This is a genomic window from Pantoea sp. y20 (genome assembly GCF_054903455.1).
In genome coordinates this window covers 2,593,697-2,618,584 of record NZ_CM142816.1, presented here as the reverse complement: position 1 = coordinate 2,618,584, position 24,888 = coordinate 2,593,697, and the positions used below count along the sequence as shown (strand labels likewise).

Annotated in this window: 25 protein-coding genes; 22 read left to right on the top strand and 3 right to left on the bottom strand. The window is 59.5% G+C overall.

All coding sequences use genetic code 11. The features are described from left to right. The first annotated feature begins 286 nt into the window (after positions 1–286). The 13 genes from phnF (at position 287) to phnE (ACYAC5_RS12290) (ending at position 10,925) form a co-directional block, all read left to right on the top strand. The gene (phnF, locus tag ACYAC5_RS12350) at positions 287–1,003 is read left to right on the top strand and encodes a phosphonate metabolism transcriptional regulator PhnF (RefSeq protein WP_192233472.1); all 717 of its coding nucleotides are present in this window, start codon (positions 287–289) and stop codon (positions 1,001–1,003) included. Next, entirely contained in the window at positions 1,000–1,446 is a 447-nt protein-coding gene (gene phnG, locus ACYAC5_RS12345; protein ID WP_462061828.1) for a phosphonate C-P lyase system protein PhnG, read from the top strand. Before phnF ends, phnG begins: the two co-directional genes overlap by 4 nt. Next, positions 1,446–2,021 carry a phosphonate C-P lyase system protein PhnH gene (gene phnH, locus ACYAC5_RS12340; RefSeq protein WP_101762821.1) on the top strand — a complete coding sequence of 192 codons (576 nt, stop codon included), beginning with the start codon at positions 1,446–1,448 and terminating at the stop codon, positions 2,019–2,021. Before phnG ends, phnH begins: the two co-directional genes overlap by 1 nt. Continuing rightward, a complete protein-coding gene (locus ACYAC5_RS12335) occupies positions 2,021–3,097 on the top strand; it encodes a carbon-phosphorus lyase complex subunit (RefSeq protein WP_309834099.1) in 1,077 nt (358 codons plus the stop codon). Before phnH ends, ACYAC5_RS12335 begins: the two co-directional genes overlap by 1 nt. After that, positions 3,090–3,938, top strand: coding sequence for an alpha-D-ribose 1-methylphosphonate 5-phosphate C-P-lyase PhnJ (locus tag ACYAC5_RS12330; protein ID WP_008105508.1), 849 nt, complete (start codon positions 3,090–3,092; stop codon positions 3,936–3,938). The genes ACYAC5_RS12335 and ACYAC5_RS12330 overlap by 8 nt, the downstream gene beginning before the upstream one ends. Further along, positions 3,928–4,689 (top strand): phosphonate C-P lyase system protein PhnK, encoded by a 762-nt coding sequence (gene phnK, locus ACYAC5_RS12325; RefSeq protein WP_101762819.1) that lies wholly within the window; start codon positions 3,928–3,930, stop codon positions 4,687–4,689. Before ACYAC5_RS12330 ends, phnK begins: the two co-directional genes overlap by 11 nt. A 14-nt stretch (positions 4,690–4,703) precedes the next feature. Further along, complete coding sequence (gene phnL / locus ACYAC5_RS12320; RefSeq protein WP_462061827.1) at positions 4,704–5,408, top strand: phosphonate C-P lyase system protein PhnL; 705 nt, start codon at positions 4,704–4,706, stop codon at positions 5,406–5,408. Then, positions 5,405–6,541, top strand: coding sequence for an alpha-D-ribose 1-methylphosphonate 5-triphosphate diphosphatase (gene phnM, locus ACYAC5_RS12315; RefSeq protein ID WP_462061826.1), 1,137 nt, complete (start codon positions 5,405–5,407; stop codon positions 6,539–6,541). Before phnL ends, phnM begins: the two co-directional genes overlap by 4 nt. Then, entirely contained in the window at positions 6,541–7,089 is a 549-nt protein-coding gene (phnN, locus tag ACYAC5_RS12310) for a ribose 1,5-bisphosphokinase (RefSeq protein WP_137386065.1), read from the top strand. The genes phnM and phnN overlap by 1 nt, the downstream gene beginning before the upstream one ends. A gap of 80 nt (positions 7,090–7,169) precedes the next feature. Beyond that, complete coding sequence (phnC, locus tag ACYAC5_RS12305; RefSeq protein ID WP_462061825.1) at positions 7,170–8,000, top strand: phosphonate ABC transporter ATP-binding protein; 831 nt, start codon at positions 7,170–7,172, stop codon at positions 7,998–8,000. Positions 8,001–8,026: 26 nt separating this feature from the next. After that, entirely contained in the window at positions 8,027–8,953 is a 927-nt protein-coding gene (gene phnD, locus ACYAC5_RS12300) for a phosphonate ABC transporter substrate-binding protein (RefSeq protein ID WP_210082084.1), read from the top strand. A 227-nt stretch (positions 8,954–9,180) separates the two neighbouring features. Then, a complete protein-coding gene (gene phnE / locus ACYAC5_RS12295) occupies positions 9,181–10,044 on the top strand; it encodes a phosphonate ABC transporter, permease protein PhnE (RefSeq protein ID WP_277973761.1) in 864 nt (287 codons plus the stop codon). Continuing rightward, the gene (gene phnE / locus ACYAC5_RS12290; RefSeq protein WP_462061824.1) at positions 10,041–10,925 is read left to right on the top strand and encodes a phosphonate ABC transporter, permease protein PhnE; all 885 of its coding nucleotides are present in this window, start codon (positions 10,041–10,043) and stop codon (positions 10,923–10,925) included. The genes phnE (ACYAC5_RS12295) and phnE (ACYAC5_RS12290) overlap by 4 nt, the downstream gene beginning before the upstream one ends. Here the strand turns inward: phnE (ACYAC5_RS12290) and ACYAC5_RS12285 are convergent. Next, entirely contained in the window at positions 10,879–13,467 is a 2,589-nt protein-coding gene (locus tag ACYAC5_RS12285) for an ATP-binding protein (protein ID WP_462061823.1), read from the bottom strand. The genes phnE (ACYAC5_RS12290) and ACYAC5_RS12285 overlap by 47 nt on opposite strands. A gap of 144 nt (positions 13,468–13,611) precedes the next feature. Here ACYAC5_RS12285 and ACYAC5_RS12280 point away from each other — a divergent pair, with 144 nt between their 5' ends. The 6 genes from ACYAC5_RS12280 to ACYAC5_RS12255 all read left to right on the top strand — a co-directional run bounded on the left by ACYAC5_RS12280 (position 13,612) and on the right by ACYAC5_RS12255 (position 19,999). Then, entirely contained in the window at positions 13,612–15,117 is a 1,506-nt protein-coding gene (locus ACYAC5_RS12280; RefSeq protein ID WP_462061822.1) for a sugar ABC transporter ATP-binding protein, read from the top strand. 10 nt (positions 15,118–15,127) lie between these two features. Continuing rightward, positions 15,128–16,111 (top strand): ABC transporter permease subunit, encoded by a 984-nt coding sequence (locus ACYAC5_RS12275; RefSeq protein WP_101762809.1) that lies wholly within the window; start codon positions 15,128–15,130, stop codon positions 16,109–16,111. A 224-nt stretch (positions 16,112–16,335) separates the two neighbouring features. Further along, positions 16,336–17,274 carry an ABC transporter substrate-binding protein gene (locus ACYAC5_RS12270; protein WP_101762808.1) on the top strand — a complete coding sequence of 313 codons (939 nt, stop codon included), beginning with the start codon at positions 16,336–16,338 and terminating at the stop codon, positions 17,272–17,274. Positions 17,275–17,389: 115 nt separating this feature from the next. Further along, a complete protein-coding gene (locus tag ACYAC5_RS12265; protein WP_101762807.1) occupies positions 17,390–18,073 on the top strand; it encodes a D-lyxose/D-mannose isomerase in 684 nt (227 codons plus the stop codon). Between the two features lie 11 nt (positions 18,074–18,084). Then, positions 18,085–18,945, top strand: coding sequence for a ketose 1,6-bisphosphate aldolase (locus ACYAC5_RS12260; protein WP_101762806.1), 861 nt, complete (start codon positions 18,085–18,087; stop codon positions 18,943–18,945). A gap of 4 nt (positions 18,946–18,949) precedes the next feature. After that, complete coding sequence (locus tag ACYAC5_RS12255; protein WP_462061821.1) at positions 18,950–19,999, top strand: carbohydrate kinase family protein; 1,050 nt, start codon at positions 18,950–18,952, stop codon at positions 19,997–19,999. Here ACYAC5_RS12255 and ACYAC5_RS12250 read toward each other — a convergent pair. Next, positions 19,936–20,682, bottom strand: a complete 747-nt coding sequence (locus ACYAC5_RS12250; RefSeq protein WP_176972902.1) for a response regulator — start codon at positions 20,680–20,682, stop codon at positions 19,936–19,938. The genes ACYAC5_RS12255 and ACYAC5_RS12250 overlap by 64 nt on opposite strands. A gap of 80 nt (positions 20,683–20,762) precedes the next feature. Between ACYAC5_RS12250 and ACYAC5_RS12245 the strand changes: the two genes are divergently transcribed. The 3 genes from ACYAC5_RS12245 to ACYAC5_RS12235 all read left to right on the top strand — a co-directional run bounded on the left by ACYAC5_RS12245 (position 20,763) and on the right by ACYAC5_RS12235 (position 23,148). Beyond that, on the top strand, positions 20,763–21,032 hold the full coding sequence (locus ACYAC5_RS12245; protein WP_137386057.1) for a hypothetical protein: 270 nt from the start codon (positions 20,763–20,765) through the stop codon (positions 21,030–21,032). A 61-nt stretch (positions 21,033–21,093) separates the two neighbouring features. Next, positions 21,094–22,392, top strand: a complete 1,299-nt coding sequence (locus tag ACYAC5_RS12240; RefSeq protein ID WP_462062978.1) for an NCS2 family permease — start codon at positions 21,094–21,096, stop codon at positions 22,390–22,392. Between the two features lie 261 nt (positions 22,393–22,653). Beyond that, positions 22,654–23,148 carry a hypothetical protein gene (locus ACYAC5_RS12235; RefSeq protein ID WP_245250932.1) on the top strand — a complete coding sequence of 165 codons (495 nt, stop codon included), beginning with the start codon at positions 22,654–22,656 and terminating at the stop codon, positions 23,146–23,148. Between the two features lie 50 nt (positions 23,149–23,198). Here the strand turns inward: ACYAC5_RS12235 and ACYAC5_RS12230 are convergent, their stop codons facing one another. After that, positions 23,199–24,647: an AMP nucleosidase gene (locus tag ACYAC5_RS12230; RefSeq protein WP_110868358.1), complete on the bottom strand. Its 1,449-nt coding sequence runs from the start codon at positions 24,645–24,647 to the stop codon at positions 23,199–23,201. Positions 24,648–24,888: the final 241 nt, after the last annotated feature.

The window sequence follows — 24,888 nt, the reverse complement described above, 5'->3', positions numbered from 1 at the left end:
GTTCATCCTTTAACCTAGCAGAACATCCGCAGGCTGTATTCTGTAGGGGAGGTGAAAGCGTGATGTAAATTAGCGTTAATTTTTTGAATGCTGTCACAAACAGAACAGTTAAAAATAATTTATTAAAAATGCCGTCCGTTTCGCTGCAATTCTGCTGCCCTAAAACAAATTCATCCGCCCGTCATTGAGCCGTCACGGCGCTGTCATCTGACATGCGCAATGTAATCGCCATCCCGCAGCAAGCCCGCTGCGTTCCTCAACCAATGCGAATGAGGTATTGAGCGTGATGGAGATATCCAGACATCCGACCACTGTTTATCAGGCCGTTGCCGCCCAGCTGGAGCAGGCGCTGCAGGAGCGCTATCGCTGCGGTGATTATCTGCCTTCTGAACAGCAGCTGGCCGATCACTACGCAGTGAATCGTCACACCTTGCGGCGCGCGGTGGATGAGCTGGTCAACAAAGGCCTGCTGCAACGGCGTCACGGCGTGGGCATTTTGGTGCTGATGCGGCCGTACGATTATCCGCTGCATGCGCAGGCGCGCTTCAGCCAGAACCTGATGGAGCAGGGCAGCCATCCCACCAGCGAGCGTCTGCTGGCGGTGTTGCGTCCGGCGAGCAGCGATGTGGCGAGCGCGCTGGGCGTCAACGAAGGCGACAACGTTATCCACTTGCGCACGCTGCGCCGCGTCAATGGCGTGGCGGTGTGCGTCATTAACCACTTCCTGGCGCAACTCAGTTGGTGGCCGGCGCTGCAACAGTTCCACAGCGGTTCACTGCACGACTTTATGCAGCAACAGCTTGGCCTGAGCCTGACGCGCAGCCAAACCCGTATCAGCACGCGTCGCGCACAAGCCAAAGAGTGCAAGCAGCTGGAGATTGCGCTGCAGTCGCCGCTGCTGTGTGTGCGCACCCTGAATAAACACAGCGACGGTCAGGTAGCGGAATACTCCGTCAGTCTGACGCGTGGCGACATGATTGAACTGACTCTGGAGCACGAATGACACAGCAAACCGCCCGCCAGCATTGGCTCTCGGTGCTGGCGCACAGTGAAGCCAGCCAGCTTGAAGCGCACTGGCAGCCGTTACATATCAATACTGATTTTGAACGCATCCGTCCGGCAGAAACCGGCTTAACCCGCCTGCAGGCGCGCATGGGCGGCCGCGGTAAGCGCTTCGTGATGGGCGATGCCACGGTGACGCGTGCGGTGGTGAAGCTGCACGACGGTACGCTCGGCTTTAGCTACGTGCTGGGGCGCGACAAAGCGCACGCCGAACGCTGCGCGCTGATTGATGCGCTGCTGCAACAGCCGGAAACCCAGGCGCTGTTGCAGGAAAAATTGATTGCCCCGCTGGCGGCTCTGCGTGAAGAGCAGCGACAGCTGCGTGCGCGTGAAATCGCCAGCTCCAAAGTGGATTTCTTTACGCTGGTTCGCGGAGATAACTGATGACTTTACTGGCAAGTTTTACCCATCCGGTGGCCGATGCCCAACGAGCTTTCCGCCGCATCCTCAAAGCGATGAGCGAGCCGGGTGTGATGGTATCGCTGCCGCTGCAACAGGGCTGGGGCGATCTCTCGCCGGCGGCCACGGCGGTGCTGCTGACGCTGGTCGATCAGGAGAGCGCGCTGTGGCTGGATGGCCGCATCGATAATGACGTGGTACGCAGCAACCTGCGTTTCCACACTGGCGTGCCGATTGTCGATGAGCGCGATGCCCCCTTTGCGCTGACGCACGCGGCGGCCAATCCCGATCCGGCGCTGTTTGCTTCTGGCGACAACATGTCCCCGGAAAAAAGCACCACGCTGATTGTGGAAGTGCCGTCACTGAGCGGTGGCTTAACGCTGCGCCTGTCGGGTCCCGGTTTACGTGAGCCGCGCGCCATTGCGCCGCAGCTGCCGGAAGCGATTCTGCACTATCTGCGTGAGCGTCCGCATCCGTTCCCGCAAGGTGTGGATCTGATTTTCACCTGCGGTGAAGCGATGATGGCGCTGCCACGCACCACCGACGTGGAGGTGTGCTGATGTACGTTGCGGTCAAAGGGGGCGAAAAGGCGATAGCCAGCGCCCATCAGCTGCAGGCCGATCTGCGTCGTGGCGATCGCGAGGTCGCCGAATTGGGTTGCGATCAGGTGGCGCAACAGTTGGGTTTAGCTGTCGATCGCGTGATGACCGAAGGCGGCATCTACGATCCGCAGCTGGCGGCTTTAGCAATTAAACAGGCGAGCGGCGATCTGGTGGAAGCGATTTTCCTGCTACGCGCCTATCGCACCACGCTGCCGCGCCTCGCCGATAGCCTGGCGCTGGCAACCGATGAGATGCGCCTCGAACGCCGCATCTCAGCGGTTTACAAGGATTTGCCGGGCGGCCAGGTGCTCGGCCCAACCTACGATTACAGCCATCGTCTGCTCGATTTCACCCTGCTGGCGAATGGCGAAACGCCCGCCGCGCCGCGTGACGATCAGGCGCTGCCACAACGTTGTCCGCACGTGTTCAGCATGATGACGGCTGAAGGCTTGGCGGCACGCGAAGAGGATGACGGCAGCGAGCCGTGCGACATCACCCGTGAACCGCCAGGCTATCCGGCCACGCGCGCCGCACGGCTGCAACAGCTGGTGCGCGGCGACGAAGGTTTTCTGCTGGCGCTCGGCTACTCGACGCAGCGCGGCTACGGCCGGAACCATCCGTTCGCCGGTGAAATTCGTACCGGTTATCTCAGCGTGTCGATCTGCCCGGAAGAGTTGGGCTTTGAGATTGAGATTGGCGAAATCCTGCTGACCGAATGCGAGATGGTGAATGGCTTCACCACCGAAACCGACAGCGCGCCGCACTTTACGCGCGGTTACGGTTTGGTGTTTGGCCGTTCCGAGCGCAAAGCGATGGCGATGGCGCTGGTGGATCGCGCGCTGCAGGCGCCGGAGTACCACGAACGCATTGCCGGCCCGGCGCAGGATGAAGAGTTTGTGCTGTCGCATGCCGACAACGTCGAAGCGGCGGGCTTTGTCTCGCATCTGAAACTGCCGCACTACGTCGATTTCCAGGCGGAGCTTGAGCTGCTGAAACAACTGCGCCAACCGCATCAGGAGCAGAACCATGAGTGAGTTAACCGGCTACAACAACGGTTATCTGGATGAGCAGACCAAACGCACCATCCGCCGCGCCATTCTGAAGGCGGTGGCGATTCCCGGTTATCAGGTACCGTTCGCCGGACGCGAAATGCCGATGCCTTACGGTTGGGGCACCGGCGGCATTCAGATCACCGCCAGTATTATTGGCGATGCCGATGTGTTGAAAGTGATCGATCAGGGCGCGGATGACACCACCAACGCGGTATCCATTCGTCGCTTCTTCCAGCGCGTCAGCGGCGCGGCCACCACCGAAGCGACCCGTGATGCCACGCTGATCCAGACGCGTCACCGCATTCCGGAAACACCGCTCGAAGAAGACCAGATTTTGATTTTCCAGGTGCCGATCCCCGAGCCGCTGCGCTTTATCGAGCCGCGCGAGACCGAAACCCGCACCATGCACGCGCTGGAGGAGTACGGCATCATGCAAGTGAAACTGTATGAAGATATCGCCCGCTACGGCCATATCGCCACCACCTATGCCTATCCGGTGAAGGTCAACGATCGCTACGTGATGGATCCATCGCCGATCCCCAAATTCGACAACCCCAAAATGCACATGATGCCGGCGCTGCAGCTGTTTGGTGCCGGACGTGAGAAACGCATCTATGCGCTGCCGCCGTATACCAAAGTGGAAAGCCTCGACTTCGACGATCACCCGTTCAGCGTGCAGCAGTGGGAAGAACCCTGCGCGCTGTGCGGTTCGCGCCACAGCTACCTCGACGAGGTGGTGATGGATGACGCCGGTACGCGCATGTTTGTCTGCTCCGATACCGATTTTTGCCACCAGCAGCAGGAACAACAGCATGCACAGTGAACAGCCGCTGCTTGCGGTCAACCATCTCACCCACCTTTACGCGCCCGGCAAAGGGTTTGAAGAGGTGAGTTTTGAACTCTATCCTGGCGAAGTGTTAGGCATTGTTGGGGAATCCGGATCGGGCAAAACCACCTTGCTGCGCAGCCTGTCGGCACGCTTAGCGCCGCAGCAGGGCAACATTCTCTATCGCGCGCAGGATCTCTATCAGCTGAGCGAGAGCGATCGCCGCCGCTTGCTGCGCACCGAATGGGGCGTGGTGCATCAGCATCCGCTGGATGGTTTGCGTCCGCAAGTCACGGCGGGCGGCAACATCGGCGAGCGGCTGATGGCGGTAGGCCAGCGGCATTACGGTGATATTCGTCAAGAGGCGATGCGCTGGCTGCAGGATGTGGAGATCCCCGCCAATCGCATCGATGATCTGCCCACCACCTTTTCGGGCGGCATGCAGCAGCGTTTACAGATTGCGCGCAACCTGGTGACGCAGCCGACGCTGGTGTTTATGGATGAGCCAACCGGCGGGCTGGATGTGTCGGTGCAGGCGCGCCTGCTGGATCTGCTGCGCACGCTGGTACGTGAGCTGAATCTGGCGGTGGTAATTGTAACGCACGATCTCGGCGTGGCGCGTTTGCTGGCGCATCGCCTGCTGGTGATGAAGCAGGGGCGCGTGGTGGAGAGCGGATTGACCGACCGGGTGCTGGACGATCCGCATCATCCGTATACGCAGCTGCTGGTTTCATCGGTGCTTAACTAATGGCGGACATCACTATGCAATCTTTATTGCGCGTAGAGCATCTGAGCAAAACCTTTGTGCTGCACAACCAAAGCGGCGCCGCGCTGCCGGTATTGCAGGACGCCAATCTTGACGTCAGCGGCGGCGAATGCGTGGTGCTGCATGGCCGCTCCGGCAGCGGCAAATCCACGCTGCTGCGCGCGCTGTACGGCAACTATCAGGCCAACAGCGGTCACATCTGGCTGCAACATCAGGGCGAATGGATCGACATGGCCAACGCGCCCGCCCGCCAGATTCTGGCGATTCGCCGCCACACCGTCGGCTGGGTCAGCCAGTTTTTGCGTGTCATCCCACGCGTGCCCACGCTGGAGATCGTGATGCAGCCGCTGCTGGAGCGCGGCACCGAGCGCGCCTTCTGCGAAAAGCGCGCCAAAGAGCTGCTGACGCGCCTCAACGTGCCGGAGCGTTTATGGTCACTGGCGCCGTCCACCTTCTCCGGCGGCGAACAGCAGCGCGTTAACATCGCACGCGGCTTTATCGCCGACTATCCGGTGCTGCTGCTGGATGAGCCAACCGCCTCGCTCGACAGCGCCAACAGCGCTGCGGTGGTGGAACTGATTGAACAGGCGCGCGCCCGCGGTGTCGCCATTGTCGGTATTTTCCATGACGAAGCGGTGCGCGCACGCGTGGCCGATCGCCTGCACGTCATGCAGCCAATGCAAGCAGGAGCAGAAGCATGATCGTCAACAACGTCCAGCTGGTGCTGGAAAACGAAGTGGTAACGGGATCGCTGGAAATCCGTGACGGGTGCATCGCCAGCTTTAGCGACAGCGTCAGCCAACAGCCGGGCGCGCTGGATGGCGAAAACGCCTTCCTGCTGCCGGGTTTGGTGGAGCTGCACACCGATAACCTCGACAAGTTCTTTGCGCCACGTCCGAAGGTGGATTGGCCCGCCTATTCGGCGATGAGCAGCCACGATGCGCTGATGGCCGCCAGCGGCATCACCACGGTGCTGGATGCGATTGGCGTCGGCGACGTCCGCGATGGCGGCCATCGTCTGGATAATCTCACCAAAATGATCGACGCGATTCAGGACAGCAATCGCAAAGGGATTAACCGCGCCGATCACCATTTGCATCTGCGCTGCGAGCTGCCGCACAACACCACGCTGCCGCTGTTCGAAGCGCTGATCAACACGCCGGAGCTGTCGCTGGTGTCGCTGATGGATCACTCGCCGGGCCAGCGCCAGTACGCCTCGCTGGAGATGTATCGCACCTATTATCAGGGCAAATATCAGCTCAACGACGAGCAGATGGATCAGTTTGAGCGTGAGCAGCTGGCGCTGGCCGCCGAGTTCTCCACGCCTAACCGCAACGCCATCGCCAGCTTGTGCCGTTCACGCGGCATTCCGCTGGCCAGCCACGATGATGCAACGGCGGCGCACGTTGCCGAATCCCATGAAGTCGGCAGCGCCATCGCCGAATTCCCCACCACGCTGGAGGCGGCACGCGCATCACGCGACTGCGGCATGCAGGTGCTGATGGGCGCGCCCAACATCGTGCGCGGCGGTTCGCACTCCGGCAACGTGGCGGCGGCAGAACTCGCCAGCCACGGCCTGTTGGATATTCTCTCCTCCGACTACTATCCCGCCAGCTTGCTCGACGCGGTGTTTCGGCTGGTGGCCGATGAGCGCAACACGCTGACGCTGCCGCAGGCGGCCGCGCTGGTGACCCACAATCCGGCGCGGGCAATTGGCCTGCAGGATCGCGGGCGCATCTCCGAAGGACTGCGTGCCGATTTGGTGCTGGTGCATACCGATCATGGTCATTCGCACATTCGTCACGTCTGGTCGCAAGGCAAGCGGGTGTTCTGATGGCGCGCCTGATCTGGCTTACCGGGCCTTCGGGCGCGGGCAAAGACAGCCTGCTGAACGCGCTGCGCGAAGCGCCGCCGGAGAATCTGCTGATCGCCCATCGCTACATTACGCGCGCCGCCGATGCGGGTGGCGAGAACCATGTGGCGCTAAGCGAAGCCGAGTTTCGACGGCGCGAGGCGCTGGGGTTGTTCGCCGTCAGCTGGCAGGCGCACGGCATGTATTACGGGCTGGGCGAGGAGATCGATCTGTGGCTGGCGCGCGGAATGAACGTGCTGGTGAACGGTTCGCGCCTGCATCTGCCGATGGTGCAGCAGCATTACGGCACGCAGCTGCTGCCGCTGGTATTGCAGGTTTCACCAGCGGTGCTGGAGGCGCGTTTGCGGCAGCGTGGGCGCGAAACAGAAGCGGAGATCGCGCAACGGCTGGCGCGTGCCGCCGAACCGCTGCCCGCGCACTGTTATGCATTGAATAATGATGGTGCGTTGAGCGAAACACTGCTAACGCTGCGCCAGTTGCTGACCGATCCAGCCGCTGTCACCGTTTAATCATTTTACTGTCATCAAGCTTTCATCCGTTTTGCCCGTAATAGCGTGCAATTAACAGCTCAGAAGAGATGGAGTGCAACATGGCACAGGCATTACTGAAAACCGTTGTCGACAATCCCTTCCCGCACGTTAGCGGGCAGGGCAACAAGGTGCTGTCGGTGCAGGGATTGTGCAAAGCGTACGGTGCCAACCAGGTGCTGGATAATGTCAGCTTCGATCTGCATGCGGGCGAGCTGGTGGCGGTGATTGGCCGCTCGGGCGCAGGCAAATCGACACTGTTACACATGCTCAACGGCACGATCGGCGCTTCGCAGGGCGCGATCCTTAGCAATCGTCACGGCGAAGTGGATCGCGATGTGGTGACGCTGAACAGCCGCCAGATGCGTGAGTGGCGCAGCGAATGCGGCATGATCTTCCAGGACTTCTGTCTGGTGCCGCGCCTCGACGTGCTGACCAACGTGCTGCTCGGTCGTTTAAGCCAAACCTCGACGCTAAAATCGTTCTTCAAAGTCTTCTCCGCAACCGACCGCGCCCGCGCTATCGAACTGCTGCAGTGGATGAACATGTTGCCGCAGGCGCTGCAGCGTGCGGAAAATCTCTCTGGCGGCCAGATGCAGCGCGTGGCGATTTGCCGGGCGCTGATGCAGAACCCGCGCATCCTGCTGGCCGACGAACCGGTGGCGTCACTCGATCCGAAAAACACCAAGCGCATCATGGACGTGCTGCGTCAGGTGAGCGAGCAGGGCATCAGCGTAATGGTGAACCTGCACTCAATTGAATTGGTAAAAAGCTACTGCACCCGCGTGATCGGTATTCAGCGCGGCAAAGTGCTGTTTGATGGACATCCTTCCCGGTTGACCGACGGCCTGATGCATGAGCTGTACGGCGACGAAATTAACCAACTCCACTAACTCCCACGGCAAGAGAAAACCTAAGAATGAAACTGACTTCTTTAGCTTTACTGACTATTGCGATGGCATTTGGCGCAAACGCAGCGGATGCACCAAAAGAGTTGAACCTCGGGATTCTTGGCGGCCAGAACGCCACGCAGCAGATTGGTGATAACCAATGCGTGAAAGATTTCTTCGATAAAGAGCTGCAGGTGGAGACCAAACTGCGCAACTCGTCTGACTATTCAGGCGTGATTCAGGGCTTGCTGGGCAACAAAATTGACCTGGTGCTGAGCATGTCGCCAGCCTCGTTTGCCTCGGTTTACCTGCAGAACCCGAAAGCGGTGGATGTGGTGGGCATCGTGGTGGACGACAAAGACGGTTCGCAGGGTTATCACTCAGTGGTGATCGTGAAAGCCGACAGCCCGTACCAAAAGCTGGAAGACCTGAAAGGCAAATCGTTCGGCATGGCCGATCCGGATTCCACTTCCGGCTTCCTGATGCCGAACCAGGCGTTCAAGAAAGAGTTTGGCGGCACGGTGGACGATAAGTACAACAACACCTTCTCCAGCGTCACCTTCTCCGGCGGTCACGAGCAGGACATCCTCGGCGTGCTGAACGGCCAGTTCGAAGGCGCAGTAACCTGGACGTCGCTGATTGGTGACCGCGAAACCGGTTATACCTCGGGTGCCTTTGGTCGTTTAATTCGTATGGATCATCCGGATCTGATGAAGCAGATCCGCATTATCTGGCAATCGCCGCTGATCCCGAACGGTCCGATTCTGGTGAGCAACAATCTGCCCGCTGACTTCAAAGCGAAAGTGGTGGCCACCATCAAGAAACTGGATAAAGAAGATCACGGCTGCTTTGTTAAAGCGGTTGGCGGTGCCCAGCACATCGGCCCGGCTACCGTGGCGGATTACCAGAATATCATCGATATGAAGCGTGATTTGATGAAGGGTACGCGCGGTTAATTTAGTTGGGGTGCTTGCTGTCACCTTCCTCGGTCGGTGCTCGCTGTCCCCCTCCTCGGTCCTCCCCCACAAGTGGGGGAGGAAGAGGGTGCAAAATGCAGCTCTGAAGTCGCATGTGGCAGCATCTCCTTCCCCCACTTGTGGGGGAAGGCCGGGATGGGGGACAGCGAGCACCATCCCGCGAGCACCATCCAGCACGAACCCTCCCAACCAACAGGAATCCCCCCTTGACCGATTTCGAACACTACTACCAACGCATCCGCCGCCAGCAAAAGCGCGACTCGCTGCTGTGGTCGCTGCTGTTACTGGCGCTCTATCTGGCCGCGGGCAAGATGGCGGAATTTAACCTGCTCACCGTCTGGCAGTCGATGCCACACTTTTTCGATTACATTGGCGAAACGCTGCCGGTGCTGCATCTCCCGCTGCTGTTCGCCGATGGCAAAACCGAGGGTTCGCTGGCCTATTGGGGCTATCGCCTGCACTACCAGCTGCCGCTGATCTGGGAAACGCTCCAGCTGGCGCTGTCGTCCACCATCATAGCGGTGGCGGTGGCTGGCGTGCTGGCGTTCTTCGCCGCCGACAACACCCAAACACCGCGCAGCCTGCGCATGGCGATCCGCGCGTTTGTCGCCTTCCTGCGCACCATGCCCGAACTGGCGTGGGCGGTGATGTTCGTGATGGCGTTTGGCATTGGGGCCATTCCCGGCTTCCTCGCCCTGGCGCTGCACACCGTCGGTAGCCTGACCAAACTGTTCTACGAAGCGATTGAGAGCGCCTCGGATAAACCGGTGCGCGGCCTCGCGGCGTGCGGTGCCAGCAAACTGCAGCGCATGCGCTTTGCCTTCTGGCCGCAGGTCAAACCAACGTTTCTCTCCTACAGCTTTATGCGTCTGGAGATCAACTTCCGTTCCTCCACCATCCTCGGGTTGGTCGGTGCGGGCGGTATCGGGCAAGAGCTGATGACCAATATCAAACTCGATCGTTACGATCAGGTCAGCATCACGCTGTTGCTGATCATTGTGGTGGTGTCGCTGCTGGATACGCTGTCCGGCTGGCTGCGTCGCCGCGTAGTGGAAGGAGACGTATCATGATCGCCTTAGCGCCGGATGTCGCCAAACTCAAGCAGGAGCATGCCGCCCTGTTTGCTGCGCAAAATCGCTATCTGCGCCGCGTTGCGCTGGTGGCGCTGGCCATCGCGCTCTATTACCTGTTCTTTTTCGAGTTCTTTGGCATTGAGTGGAGCCGTTTTCTCATCGGCTGCCAGCAGCTCAGCCGCTATTTCCTGCGTATGTTTGTCTGGCAGGACTTCCTCAACTGGCCGTTTGCTTACTACTTCACGCAGGTCGGGATTACGCTGGCGATTGTGTTTTCCGGCACGCTGACCGCGTCACTGATCGCCTTGCCGGTCTCGTTCCTGGCGGCACATAACGTGATGCACGATCCGCTGACGCGTCCGATTGCGCTGGTGGTGCGTCGCGTACTGGATGTGCTGCGCGGCATCGACATGGCGATTTGGGGGCTGATCTTCGTGCGCGCCGTCGGCATGGGACCGCTGGCCGGCGTGCTGGCGATCGTGATGCAGGATGTCGGCCTGCTCGGCAAACTCTACGCCGAAGGGCACGAAGCGGTGGAGCGTTCGCCGAGTCGCGGCCTTAGCGCAGTGGGCGCGAACAGCCTGCAAAAACATCGCTACGGCATTTTCACCCAATCGTTCCCGACCTTCCTCGCGCTCAGCCTGTATCAGATTGAGTCCAACACCCGCTCCGCAGCGGTGCTGGGCTTTGTTGGCGCGGGCGGCGTCGGCCTGGTGTATGCCGAGAACATGCGTTTATGGAACTGGGATGTGGTGATGTTCCTGACCCTGATTCTGGTGGCGGTGGTGATGATCATGGATGTGGTCTCCAGCAAGCTGCGTAAACGTTACATCACGGGGAAAGGGGTGCCGTTGTGGCAGCCTGCCGCGCGCGACTGAGCCGTTCACTGCGCTGCCAGGCGCGTTCCAGCGCCTGCACCAGCTGCGCCTGATGCCAGGGTTTCGCCAGCCGCTCACACAGCGGCAGCGTCACCTGCGTCTGGCGCAGATCCTGGCCGCTGATCAACACCGTTGCCAGATGCGGCCACTGCGCCTGCGCCTGGCGAATCACATCCGCGCCGTTAATGCCGCCCGGCAGCATCAAATCACTGATTAACAGATCGATATCCGGCGTCTGTCGCAGCAGCCTCAGCGCGCTTTCGCCGTCGCCACACTCCAGCGTCAGATAACCCAGTTGATGCAGATGTTCGCACAGCGTTTGTCGCACCGTCGGTTCATCATCCAGCACCAACACCAGCCGATCGTTGCTGGCCTGCGGTACCAGCGGCGGCGGCACGCTGAGCGGTTGCGCCGCTTCGGGCGCGCGCGGTAATAACAGCCGCACGGTGGTGCCTTGTCCTGGCGCGGTTTCCAGCTCAATCTGGCCGCCGGATTGCCGCACAAAGCCATACACCATTGATAAGCCCAAACCGCTGCCGCTGCCGATGGCTTTGGTGGTGAAGAACGGCTCAAACACCTGTTCACGCACCTCGGCCGACATGCCGCAGCCGTGATCGATCACTTCAATGGTAACGCGATCGCGCTTGCCGTCGGCTTCCTGTTTACGCTGATTCCAGATACGCAGGCGGATTTCGCCGCTCTGCTGAGCCATGGCATCGCGCGCGTTGACCACCAGATTGATCAGCGCGTTCTCCAGCTGTCCGGCATCGATCCACGCTGGCCAGCCGGGTCGCTGCGCATCGATCACCAGTTGCTGGCCGGGCAGCAGCGCGTGCTGCAGCAGCGAATGCAGATTATCCACCAGCTCCACCACCGACACCGCGCGCGGATAGAGCGCCTGCTTACGTGAGAAGGCCAGCAAGCGCTGCGTCAGCTGCGCCGCACGGTCGGCGGCCTGACGCGCGCGTTCGATGCGGCTGGCGAGCGTGCCGGGCGGCAGCTGATCGACGGTTAACGCCAGGCTGCCAATGATCACCGCCAGCAGATTATTGAAGTCGTGCGCCAGTCCGCCGGTCAGCTGTCCCACCGCTTTCATCTTCTGGCTGTGCAGCAGCGCTTCCTCCAGCGCCTTGCGCGTGGTGCGTTCCAGCACGGTATTCACCATGCCGCGCCGTGGCACCGGACTGAAGCGCAACTCCAGCGTGCGTCCATCCGCCAGCCGCACTTCCTGCGCATCGGCTAATCCGTTGAGCTCGACATCAACGCGTTTTAATAGCTGCTGATAGTGCAAACCGCGGTGCAGTTCGCGCGGCGCGATGCCGAGCAGCTCGGCATATTGCGCATTCCACACCACCAGCTGACCGCTATTATCGAACAGCGCAAAGCCGTCGCGCATGGCGAGAAAGGTCGATTCCAGCTGGTTGCTTTTCTCTTTTAGCAGGCGCGAAGTGTGCGCCAGCGACGCCGTATTGCGGGCAAACACGTTAAAGGCGCGCGCCAGATCGCCCAGCTCATCGCGCCGCGCCAGGCCCGGCACGTTGACGCTCTTTTCACCCTGCGCCAGCCGCGTCATGGCGTGGGCGATGGCGGTCAGACTCGAACCGAGATTGCGGTAAATGTAGTAACCGGCGTAACCGGTGATCAGCAGCGCCAGCAACATAAACAGGCCGATAAAGCCGATGATCGAATCCAGCTCTTCATGCGTCACCGCGCTGCGTGCGTCACTCTGTTGCGCCACCAGCTGCACGTAATGGGTGATGTCATCGTTGAGCATCGCCACCAGCGCTTTGATGCGATAAGTCGCGTAGGCGATGGCGATATCACTCTGCTCCAGCTGCTGCGCCACCGGCTGCAAATCCGTGCTGGTGGCGATCAGCCGCTGCACCTGGGTATTCAGCGCGCCGTTGAGCCTTAACCCTTGCCACTGACGCAGCACCGATTGCAGCTGCTGCACCGCGGCCTGTGGCGCGCTGGATTGAATCGCCACGCTGAATAAGCTGTGGGTTTGCTGACGCAGCGCGGCAGAAGGGGAATCGGTGCGCGTAAGCAGGTCAATGCGATTGAGTAACAGCTGCGATTGCCACAAGCCGCTCAGCATCACGTTGCGCTGCAGATGGCGCTGATGCCCGGCGCGCAGCAATTGATTAATGGTTTGTTCCAGCGTCTGGCTGCGCTCACGAATACGCGCTAGCAGCTGCGGCTGCTGTGCCGCCAGCGGCGCACTTGCCAGCAAGCTCAGCGACTGTTGCAGTTCCCGCTGCGTTTGCTGCAGGCGCGCCGATTCGCTCTGATACTCCAGCGCGCCGACCACCTGCGATAACCGCACCGCCGCAATGGCCACATTGGCGGTGTCGCGCGCCAGCGCCAGGCTGCCGTTCATATCGGCCAGCGTTTGTGCCTGCGCCTGTTCCTGAATGTGACCTGCGTGGCGAAATCCAAAAATCGCGACCAGGCTCACCGCCAGCGTCACTGACATCACCAGCAGATTAAACAGCAGCAGGCGACTGCGCGCGCCCGCGTGCCAGTGCAGACTGTGACTCATAGCTGCCACTCCTTACCGCTCAACTGCTGGCGAGTATAGAAGCGCGATCGGGGCGAAATATGACAAATATGAATGGCCGCTGACATTTTCCATTTATCTAAGCAGGTTTTACTCGCTGCAACCTTTGCCAGCAGGAGTCTGTAAATGGATGCCACACCGATACTCTCCATGCGGGGAATCACCCGACGCTTCGGCAACTTCTATGCGCTCAAGGGCGTCGATCTCACGGTCTGGCCCGGTGAAGTGCATGCGCTGATGGGCGAAAACGGCGCGGGCAAAAGTACTTTGATGAAAATTCTGGCCGGCGCCTATACCGCCAGCAGCGGGGAAATTCTTATCGACGGCCAGCCGTATGTCATAAAAGGCCCAAAAGAGGCGTTGGCGGCGGGCATCACCCTGATTTATCAGGAGATCAATCTGGCACCCAATTTGACGGTGGCGGAGAACATCTTTCTCGGCAGTGAAATCACGCGTGGAGGCCTGGTGAAGCGTCGCCAGATGGCGGAAGAGGCGCAGCGGGTGATTGATCGCCTGGGTGCGCAGTTCAGCGCCACCGATCTGGTGAGCCGCCTGAGTATTGCCGAGCAGCAGCAGGTGGAAATCGCCCGCGCGCTGCACCGCAACAGCCGCATTCTGGTGATGGATGAGCCGACTGCCGCACTCTCGAACCGTGAAACCGAGCAGCTGTTTGCGCTGATTAAACGGCTGCGCAGCGAAGGTATGGCGATCATCTACATCAGCCATCGCATGGCGGAAGTGTATGAGCTGTCGGATCGCGTGAGCGTGCTGCGTGACGGGCAGTACGTCGGTAGCCTGACGCGCGAGCAGCTTAACGCCAGCGAGCTGGTGCGCATGATGGTCGGGCGGCCGCTCAGCGATCTGTTCAACAAAGACCGCAACATTCCGCTCGGCGATATCCGTCTCGCCGTCAATCACCTGTGCGACAAACACAAAGTGCGTCCCAGCTGCCTGTCGGTGCGTGCCGGCGAGATTGTCGGGCTGGCGGGGCTGGTCGGCGCCGGGCGCAGCGAACTAGCGCAGCTGATTTTTGGTGTGCATCAACCGAGCGGCGGTGAGATCTGGATCGACGGCGTGAAAGTGCAGATTCACTCGCCGCGCGACGCCATCGCACGCGGCATCGGTTTTCTCACCGAAAACCGCAAAGAGCAGGGTTTGTTCCTCGAACTGGCGGCGCAGGACAACATTGTGATGGCGACGCTGGAACGCGACGCCAGCTACGGCCTGCTCAATCGGCGCAAAGGGCAGAAGATTGCCAGCGAGGCGATTGATGCGCTGAACATCCGCGTGCCGCATGCGCAGGTGCGCGCGGGCGGCTTGTCCGGCGGCAATCAGCAGAAGCTGCTGATATCACGCTGGGTGGCGATTGCGCCGCGCATCCTGATTCTTGATGAGCCGACGCGCGGCGTTGATGTCGGCGCCAAGAGCGAAATCTACCGCATGATGCAGCAGATGGCGCAGCAGGGCGTGGCGATTTTAATGATCTCCAGCGAGTTACCGGAAGTGGTGGGCATGAGCGACCGCGTCTATGTGATGCGTGAAGGCGCCATCGCCGGTGAGTTGAGTGGGGCAGAGATTAGCCAGGAAAACATTATGACACTGGCCACCGGCGCGCAGCCGGTTCAGGCCTGAGGAGAGCGCAATGACCAGTGAATCCGCACGCGTAAAAAGTCCCACCCTCAAGCGCGCGTTAATGAGTGACCTGCTGCAAACCGTCGGCATCCTGCCGATTCTGATCCTGATCGTGGCGGTGTTCGGCTTTGTCACGCCGAACTTCTTCACCGAGGGCAATCTGCTCAACATTACGCGTCAGGCCTCGATCAACATCGTGCTGGCGGCGGGCATGACCTTTGTCATTCTCACTGGCGGCATTGATTTGTCGGTCGGCTCGATGCTCGGCACCACGGCGGTGGTGGCGATGGCGGTGTCGCTCGATCCGGCATTTGCGTCACTGACGATCCCGGCGGCGTTAGGTGCCGGGCTGATTATGGGGTTATTCAACGGCATTCTGGTGGCGTGGGCGGGGCTGCCGCCCTTTATTGTCACGCTTGGTACCTACACCGCGATGCGCGGCGCGGCTTATCTGCTGGCCAACGGCACCACGGTGATCAACTCCGACATCAACTTTGAGTGGATAGGCAACGGCTATCTCGGGCCGGTGCCGTGGCTGATCATCATCGCCTTTGCGGTGATCGCGCTGTGCTGGTTCATTCTGCGCCGCACTACCTTAGGCGTACACATTTATGCCGTTGGCGGCAACGTGCAGGCGGCGCGCCTGACCGGCATCAAAGTCAGCGTGGTGCTGCTGTTTGTCTACGCCATGAGCGGCTTGCTGTCGGGGCTGGCCGGATTGATGAGCGCCTCGCGGCTCTACAGCGCCAACGGCAACCTTGGCGTCGGTTACGAGCTGGATGCGATAGCGGCGGTGATCCTCGGTGGCACCAGCTTTGTCGGCGGCATCGGCACCATCACCGGCACGCTGATTGGTGCGCTGATTATCGCCACGCTGAATAACGGGATGACGCTAATGGGCGTCTCCTATTTCTGGCAGTTAGTGATTAAGGGCGCGGTGATCATTATCGCGGTGTTGATCGATAAGTACCGGACGCGGCATCACGTGGGTTGAGTAACAAGGTGCTGGCTGTTTTAGACCGTGCTTGCTGTCCCAGACTGTGCTGGCTGTCCCCCATCCCGGCCTTCCCCCACAAGTGGGGGAAGGAGACGCTGCCACATGCAGCTTCCACACTCACATTTTGCAGCATCTTCCTCCCCCACTTGTGGGGGAGGACCGAGGAGGGGGACACCGAGCACACCCCACCATAAAAACCAAAAAGCAGGAGAACATCGACTATGCGTTTTAATCCGATTCTAACCGGACTGCTGGCGGCTACGCTTCTGAGCGCGCCATTGGTGCAGGCCAAAGAGCTGAAATCCATTGGTGTGACCGTCGGCGATCTCGCCAACCCGTTCTTCGTGCAGATCACCAAAGGTGCGGAGCTGAAGGCACGTGAACTGGCGGGCGACAAGGTCAACGTGACGCTGGTCTCCAGCGGCTACGATCTCGGCCAGCAGGTGGGGCAGATTGACAACTTCATCGCCGCTAAAGTGGACATGATCATCCTTAACGCCGCCGATTCCAAAGGTATCGCGCCCGCGGTAAAACGTGCGCGTGATGCCGGGATTGTGGTGGTGGCGGTCGACGTGGCGGCAGACGGCGCTAACGCCACTATCACCTCCGATAACACCGCCGCTGGCGCCATGGCGTGTAAATACATCTCCGACCGCCTGAAGGCCAAAGGCAACGTAGTGATCATCAATGGACCGCCGGTTTCTGCGGTGCAGAACCGTGTTGAAGGCTGCATGACCGAGCTGAAAACCCATCCGGACATCAAGCTGCTCTCCTACAACCAAAACGCCAAAGGCAGCCGCGAAGGTGGCCTCGAAGTGATGACCGGCCTGCTGTCGGCCAATCCGAAGATTGATGCAGTGTTCGCGATTAACGACCCAACGGCGATTGGTGCCGATCTGGCGGCGAAACAGGCGCAGCGCAATGAGTTCTTTATTGTCGGCGTCGATGGATCGCCAGACGGTGAAGAGGCGCTGAAACGCAAAGGCTCGCTGTTCGTGGCCACGCCAGCGCAGGACCCGCAGGTGATGGCGGCGAAAGCGGTGGAGATCGGCTATGACATCCTGCAGGGCAAGCCCGCGCCAGATAAGCCGGTGCTGATTCCGGTGACGATGATCGATCGTAACAGCGTCAGCAGCTATAAGGGCTGGACGGTGAAGTAAGCAGCCGCTGTCCCTCACCCTAACCCTCTCCCATAAATGGGAGAGGGGACAAATAGCGCCCTCTCCTGCTGCGCGAGAAGGCTGGGGTGAGGGCCAGCGTGGAAAGGAGGAGAAGATGCAACGCTCAGAAGTGAATGCGATCCTACAACGCACCCGCGAATTCTTTATGCGTCAGGATGTGCATCTGCCGCCGTGGGCCGATTACGGCCTCAGCCAGTGGCGCGCGCTCGATAAACATGACGCCGATGAACTGCTGGCGCTGCATCTTGGCTGGGATGTCACCAGCTTCGGCGCTGACGATTTCAATCAAACCGGTTTAACCCTGTTCACACTGCGCAACGGTTCGCGGGGTGGACAGCCGTGGGCCAAACCTTATGCCGAAAAAATCATGCATGTGCGCGAAGGGCAGGTCACGCCGATGCATTATCACCCGCAAAAGATGGAAGACATTATCAATCGCGGCGGCGGCAATCTGATCGTCACGCTGCATAACCGTGCGGGCAATCAGCTGGCTGATACGGCGGTGAACGTCACGCTCGATGGCATCCGCCAAACCCACGCCGCCGGTTCGCAACTGCGTTTATCGCCGGGTGAAAGCATTACCTTGCTACCAGGCATCTGGCACAGCTTTTGGGGCGAAGAGGGCTACGGCGATGTGCTGGTGGGTGAAGTCTCGATGCCCAATGACGACGAACATGACAATGTGTTTCTCACGCCGCTGGCGCGCTTCAATCCGCTGGATGAAGATGAAGCACCACGCTGGCTGCTGTGTAACGAATATCACCGCTGGCTGGCCTAAAGGAGCCTGATATGGCACTGATTTCACTGGCGCAGGGTTTGGCCCATGCGCAACAGAACGGCTACGCGCTTGGCGCGTTTAACGTCCTCGACACCCATTTCCTGCGCGCGCTCTATCAGGCCGCTGAGCGGCAGCGCTCGCCGTTTATTATCAGCATCGCTGAAGTGCATTTTAAGTATGTCAGCCTCGAGCATTTGGTCGCCGCGGTGCGTACCGAAGCGGCGCTGCACGCTATTCCGGTGGTGCTGCATCTCGATCATGGCCTGCATTTTGAGGCGGTGATGCAGGCGATTCGCCTTGGCTTCACCTCGGTCATGTTCGATGGCTCGACGCTCAGCTATGAGGAGAACGTGCGCCAGACGCGCGAGGTGGTGAAGATGTGTCACGCGCTCGGCGTGTCGGTGGAGGCTGAACTCGGTGCGGTGGGCGGCGATGAAGGCGGTGCGCTGTTTGGCGAGGCCGACAGCGATAAATTTACCGATCCGGCGCAGGCCGCTGATTTTGTGCACTCCACCGGCATTGATTGCCTGGCGGTGGCGATTGGCAATGCGCACGGCAAATACAAAGGCGAACCCAAACTCGACTTTGACCGGCTGGCAGCGATTCGCGCGACGGCCGGCATTCCGCTGGTGCTGCATGGCGGTTCCGGCATTAGCGACGCGGATTTCCGCCGCGCCGTCAGCCTTGGCATCAACAAAATCAATTTCTATACCGGCATGTCGCAGGCGGCGCTCGGGGCGATTGAAGCGCAGATCGCCCAACGCGATGCGCGCTACGACGCCTTTGCTGAGTTGTTGATGGCGGTAGAGCGCGACATCGCCAACGTGGTGGCGCAGCAGATGCAGGTATTCGGCAGCGCCGGGAGGGCATAATCGCATGGTGCGTAACGGAATCATCGGTGCCGGCAGCATGCTGGTGGATCACGTGCAGCGCATCAGCCATTGGCCGGAACAAGGCTGGCTAACCGAGATTCAGCACAGCGAGAAGTGCAGCGGCGGCGCGGCGCTCAACGTGCTGTTTACGCTGGCGCGCATGCAGCTGAATCTGCCGCTGGCGGGCGTCGGCATAGTAGGCGAGGACAGCGACGGCGATTACATCCTGCAACTGCTGGATGATCATCACATTGACCGCCAGTTTGTGCAGCGCATCGCAAGCATCAATACGGCGATGACGCAGGTGATGACCACGCCGGATGGCCAGCGCACCTTCTTCCATGCGCGCGGCGCCAATGGCAAGCTCGATCTGGCGCACTTCGCCGACGTCTTCACGTCCCATCGCATCTTCCATTTCGGGTATTTACTGCTGCTGGATAGCCTTGATGTGCCGGACGATCAATACGGCACGCGCAGCGCACGGCTGCTGGCGCAGATGCAGCAGCGCGGCTATCTCACCTCCCTCGATTTGGTGTCGCGCGTGGGCGAATATCGACCGCTGGTGGTGCCTGCGCTGCGCTGGCTCGATTATCTGGTGATCAACGAACTGGAGGCGCAATCACTCACCGGCATCAGTTTGCGCACGCCGCACGGGCTTGCCGCCCCCGAAGCTTTTGCCGAGGCGGCTACCTGGCTAATGCAGCAAGGCGTACGTCAGCGCGTGGTGATCCACGCACCCGAAGGCGCGTGGGGCCAGCAAGCGGACGGCGAAGAGCGCTGGCAACCGGCGTGGTGCTTAGCGCCAGAAGAGATCGTTGGCAGCGTGGGGGCAGGCGATGCGTTTTGCGCCGGTGTGCTCTATGCCAGCCATGAAGGCTGGTCGCTGACGGAAACGCTGAAGCTGGCGCACACCTGCGCCTGTTTTAATCTGCATGCCGCCAACGCGCTGGACGGCACGCGGCCATTAGCCGAGATGCAGCGCTGGATGGATCAGGCGATTTGCGTTTCACGTGCCGAAGAGGCAGGACGCATCACGTCGGCGGAGAAAACATAGCCGAGACCGCGAATGGTGCGGATCAGGCTCGGTTGATGCGGATTGATTTCTATCTTGCGTCGCAGCCGCATAATCAGTACATCAATAGTGCGATCAAACACCTCAAGGCTTTCGCTGTGCGTCAGTTCGAGCAGTTGATCGCGGGTTAATACTTTGCGCGCATGCGCCACCAGCGCGCGCAGCAGCGTGTATTCACCTTGCGTTAGCGGCACGCTTTCACGCTGCGGATTGAACAGTTGGCAGCGCGCATCGTCGAGGCGCCAGCCGTTAAATTGCCAACCTTCATCTGCTAACGCTTCCGGCTGCGCCAGCCGTCCGCAGCGTCGCAGCGCCGCGCGTGCCCGAGCCACTACCACGCGCGGGTTGAACGGCTTGGCGATGTAATCATCCGCGCCCATCTCCAGCCCCACCACCATATCCGCTTCCGAACCCATGCCGGTCAACATGATCACCAGCAGATCGGGACGCTGCCGCTGCATCTGTTGCAGCACCAGCAAGCCGTTGGTGTCTGGCAGCATCATATCCAGCATCACCAGTGAAATTTCCGGGTGCAGCGCCAGCAGAGCCAGCGCATCTTTCCCCTGATGGCAGCAATAAACGGTAAATACATGTTCATTCAACACATCGTGCAGCAATTCGCACACTGCACGATCATCATCGACCACCAGAATCGCGGGCTTCATGGATGCGCCTCTTTTGTTACGAAAGGGTTAAAAGCAGTGTAACCCGATGTTTTTTACCTGCTGATTAAGGCAACAGAAACGTGAGCGCCATCGCCTGGCAGAGTGCGGAAGCGTGCAGTGCCGCACTCTTTTTGCCAAACCATCGTCAGGTAGGAAAACGATTGCGCGGCGCTGGTGCAATGCACCATAATCGCGCCTCATTCTGGTTCAGAATAATCTTAGCCGCAGCCGCAAATGAAAACGTAATCGATTGCGTAGGGGAGTGGCATAGCTATTGCTATATGGACAGGGGAAAGCGCAAGGTTTCACAACCTGTTGTCCAGTTTGCTTCGCTTTCAAAACAACAATAAGCATGTAAACCACATTGGCAAGGAGCGCGCGCATTCGTGCCGACTCCGCTCATGAGAGATGATGATGTTAGACAAACTCTTCAAACTAAAAGCGCACAACACCACGGTTCGCACCGAAATCATTGCGGGTATCACCACCTTCCTGGCAATGGCTTACATCCTGTTTGTTAACCCGAGCATTCTCGGCGCAACCGGCATGGATAAAGGTGCGGTCTTCGTGGCGACCTGTCTGGCGGCGGCGATTGGCTGTGTGTTAATGGGCCTGATCGCTAACTATCCGATTGCACTTGCACCGGGCATGGGCCTCAACGCCTTCTTCACCTACACCGTGGTGCTGCATATGGGTTACACCTGGCAAGTCGCGCTGGGCGCGGTGTTCTTGTCGGCGGTGATCTTCTTCGCCATGTCGCTTTTCAAAATTCGTGAGTGGATTATTAACAGCATTCCGCTGCCGCTGCGTGCCGGTATTGGTGCCGGTATCGGTCTGTTCCTGGCGATTATCGCGCTGGAAGGCGCGGGTATCGTGGTGGATAACCCAGCAACGCTGGTTGGCCTGGGCGACCTGACTAAACCGGGTCCGCTGCTGGCGCTGCTCGGCTTCTTCATCATTGTGGTGCTGGAAGCGCGTCGCGTTACCGGTGCGGTGCTGATCGGCATTCTGGTGGTGACCTTCATTTCTATGGGCATTGGCCTGACGCCGTTTGGTGGCGTGTTCTCCGCTCCGCCCTCTATCGCGCCAACCTTTATGCAGCTGGATATCGCCGGTGCCTTTAACGTCGGTTTGGTGAGCGTAATCTTCGCTTTCCTGTTCGTGGACGTGTTCGATAACACCGGCACCTTGCTGGGTGTGACCAAGCGCGCCGGTCTGGCAGATGAGCAGGGCAACGTGCCGAAAATGGGCCGTGCGTTGATCGCAGATAGCGCCGCCGCGCTGTTCGGCTCGCTGCTTGGTACTTCAACCACCACCAGCTATGTGGAATCTGCTGCCGGCGTCAGCGCCGGTGGCCGCACCGGCCTGACGGCGATTGTGGTGGCGATTCTGTTTCTGCTGAGCCTGTTCTTCTCGCCGCTGGCGGGCAGCGTACCGGTTTATGCCACCGCACCAGCGCTGCTGTTTGTGGCGGTGCTGATGGCGTCTGGCCTGGCGGATATTGACTGGAAAGATATCACCACCGCCGCGCCGGTAACCGTGACCGCGCTGACCATGCCGCTGACTTACTCGATCGCCAACGGTATTGCGTTCGGCTTCATCACCTGGACGGTGGTGAAACTGCTGAGCGGCCGCACCAAAGAGGTCAACCCGGCGCTGATCATTTTGTCGATTCTGTTTGTTATCAAACTGGGCTGGCTGAGCGCGTAAATGTTGCTTAACGGAAGCCCGCTCGGGCTTCCGTGTCTGCTGTTGCATCCCTTCGTTTATTTTCTGCGTGACACTTCGCAATCCTTTTTGATACTCACTTTCCTTACCTCTCAAAACAGCCCAGGCTGTGCGTGTTATTTGAACCTGCCCGCAAAAAATGTGCTGTGAATGGCGGGATCGTGGAATGTTAACGCTGCGCAAATCTGTTTCACTAACAGTGTGGTGGAAAGATTGAGCTGCGCGATGAAAGAGGATTCGGTGATGGATTACCCCATTAGCAATACAACTCGAGTGTTCCCACCGCTTATTTTTGACGTTGGTAACAAAGGAGATCATCAAATGGAACAACTCACCAAACGCGTTGAAGAGCTGGAAAAAACCACGCAGCAGATTCAGATGGATGTTGCTGTGCTAACCGCGCGTTCAGAGCATTTTGCGACTAAAGCGGATATCGAAAAGGTCAGAGCCGAGCAGGGCGTGATGCGTGTGGAGATTATGGGCGAGCTGGGGGCGCTTGAACAACGTCTCGATAAAAAGTTTGAGCGGATGGAAGACAAATTCGATAAAAAGTTCGAAAAGATAGATGAGAAGTTTGGAAAGATAGATGAGAAGTTCGAAAGAGTTGATCAGAGATTCAATCAGCTGGAAGATAAAATATCTGCCTTCAACAACAGCATCACCTGGAAAATCATGATACCGACCGGCCTTCTGGTGCTGGCGTGGTTTGTGCAGAATATCGTTTTGAAAATGTCATGACGCGCTTTACTGCACGGTTCCGGCCCTTCATGGGCCGGAACTCATCATGATTACCTAAACGGCGGCTCGTTAAAGGTTCTCAGCTTCCTCGAATGCAGCTTGTCGCCTTCAGCTCGCAGCAGTTCTACCGCGCAGATGCCAATCTGCAGGTGCTCAGAGATTGCGCCCTCATAGAAGCGGTTTGCCTGGCCCGGTAGCTTGATCTCGCCATGCAGCGGTTTATCGGATACGCATAGCAAGGTGCCGTAAGGCACGCGGAAGCGATAACCCTGCGCGGCGATGGTGGCGCTCTCCATATCAACCGCTACGGCGCGGCTCAGGTTGAAGCGCAGCGCCGAAGCGGAGTAGCGCAGCTCCCAGTTACGGTCATCGGTGGTGACCACGGTGCCGGTGCGCAGGCGCTGTTTAACTTCTTCGCCGGGCATGCCGCTGACCGCTTTGGTGGCGTCATACAGTGCGCGCTGCACTTCGGCGATGCTCGGGATTGGGATATCTGGCGGCAGTACGCTATCCAGTACGTGGTCGTCGCGCAGGTAGGCATGCGCCAGCACATAGTCGCCGATGGTCTGGCTTTCGCGCAGTCCACCGCAGTGGCCAATCATCAGCCAGGCGTGCGGACGAATCACCGCCAGGTGGTCACAGATTGTTTTGGCATTGGATGGCCCCACGCCGATGTTCACCAGCGTAATGCCGCGACGATTCGGTGATGTCAGGTGCCATGCCGGCATTTGGTGCTTCTTCCACGCCAGATCGGACATCATCGCCGTCGGGTCTTGCGTATCGGCGGTGATCACCACTTCACCGGCGCAGGCCAGGCTGTCGTAAGGCGTGGTGGGATCCTGCACCTGCTCAATCGCCCAGCGCACGAACTCATCGACGTAGCGCGTGTAGTTGGTAAACAGCACGAACGGCTGAAAGTGCTCTACGCTCGTGCCGGTGTAGTGGCGCAGGCGTGCCAGTGAGAAATCGGTGCGCAGGGCGTCAAAGTGCGACAGCGGGAAAATCGCATTGGCGTGGAACAGGCCGTCGGCGGTTTCATCACCGATTTGCGACAGTTCGGTGGTGGGGAAATGGCGTGCGATGCTGGCGCTCATTGAGCGGTCCAGTGACAAGCCGTCAATCACATAAGGATAAGGAATTTCCTGCTGTGAAGGCGCGACCTCAATCAGCACGTCGTACTCTTTCTCCAGCATCTGCAGCTGCTCGCTGAGATAGTGGCGCAGCAGCGCCGGGCGCGTGATGGTGGTGCTGTAGCTGCCGGTATGGGTAAAACGTCCCCACGCGCGGGTGCGATTTTGCTGCGGACCTTCACCCAGCCAGGTGATGCGCAGCTGCGGATAAACAAACAGCCCTTGCTGACGCGCGGCCTCATCCGGCAACTGTCCGGTGGCGGTAAAATCGCGAATGGCGTTGCGCAGCGCGTCAACGGCTGCGTCGTACAGGCGTTCTAGTTCGTCCAGCGCTTGCTGGCTGCTCAATCCGTTCCGTTGTGTATTCATGGGTTCTCCTTCAGAAACATGGACCGTTTTCACCAGAGCATAGCGGATAAACCCTTCGCTACGATGAAGAATCTGTGATCGACCGCATTCTGCACCATCACGGTGCTGGTGCGTGGCGTAACCGCGGCTATGTTTATGATCAGCAGGGATGTTACATCGCGTGTCTCCTGTTCTGGAGCGATGCCCGAGTAATAAATCGTCCACCTTCGCGGTATTGGCGAGCTTATTGCTTAGTTTTCAA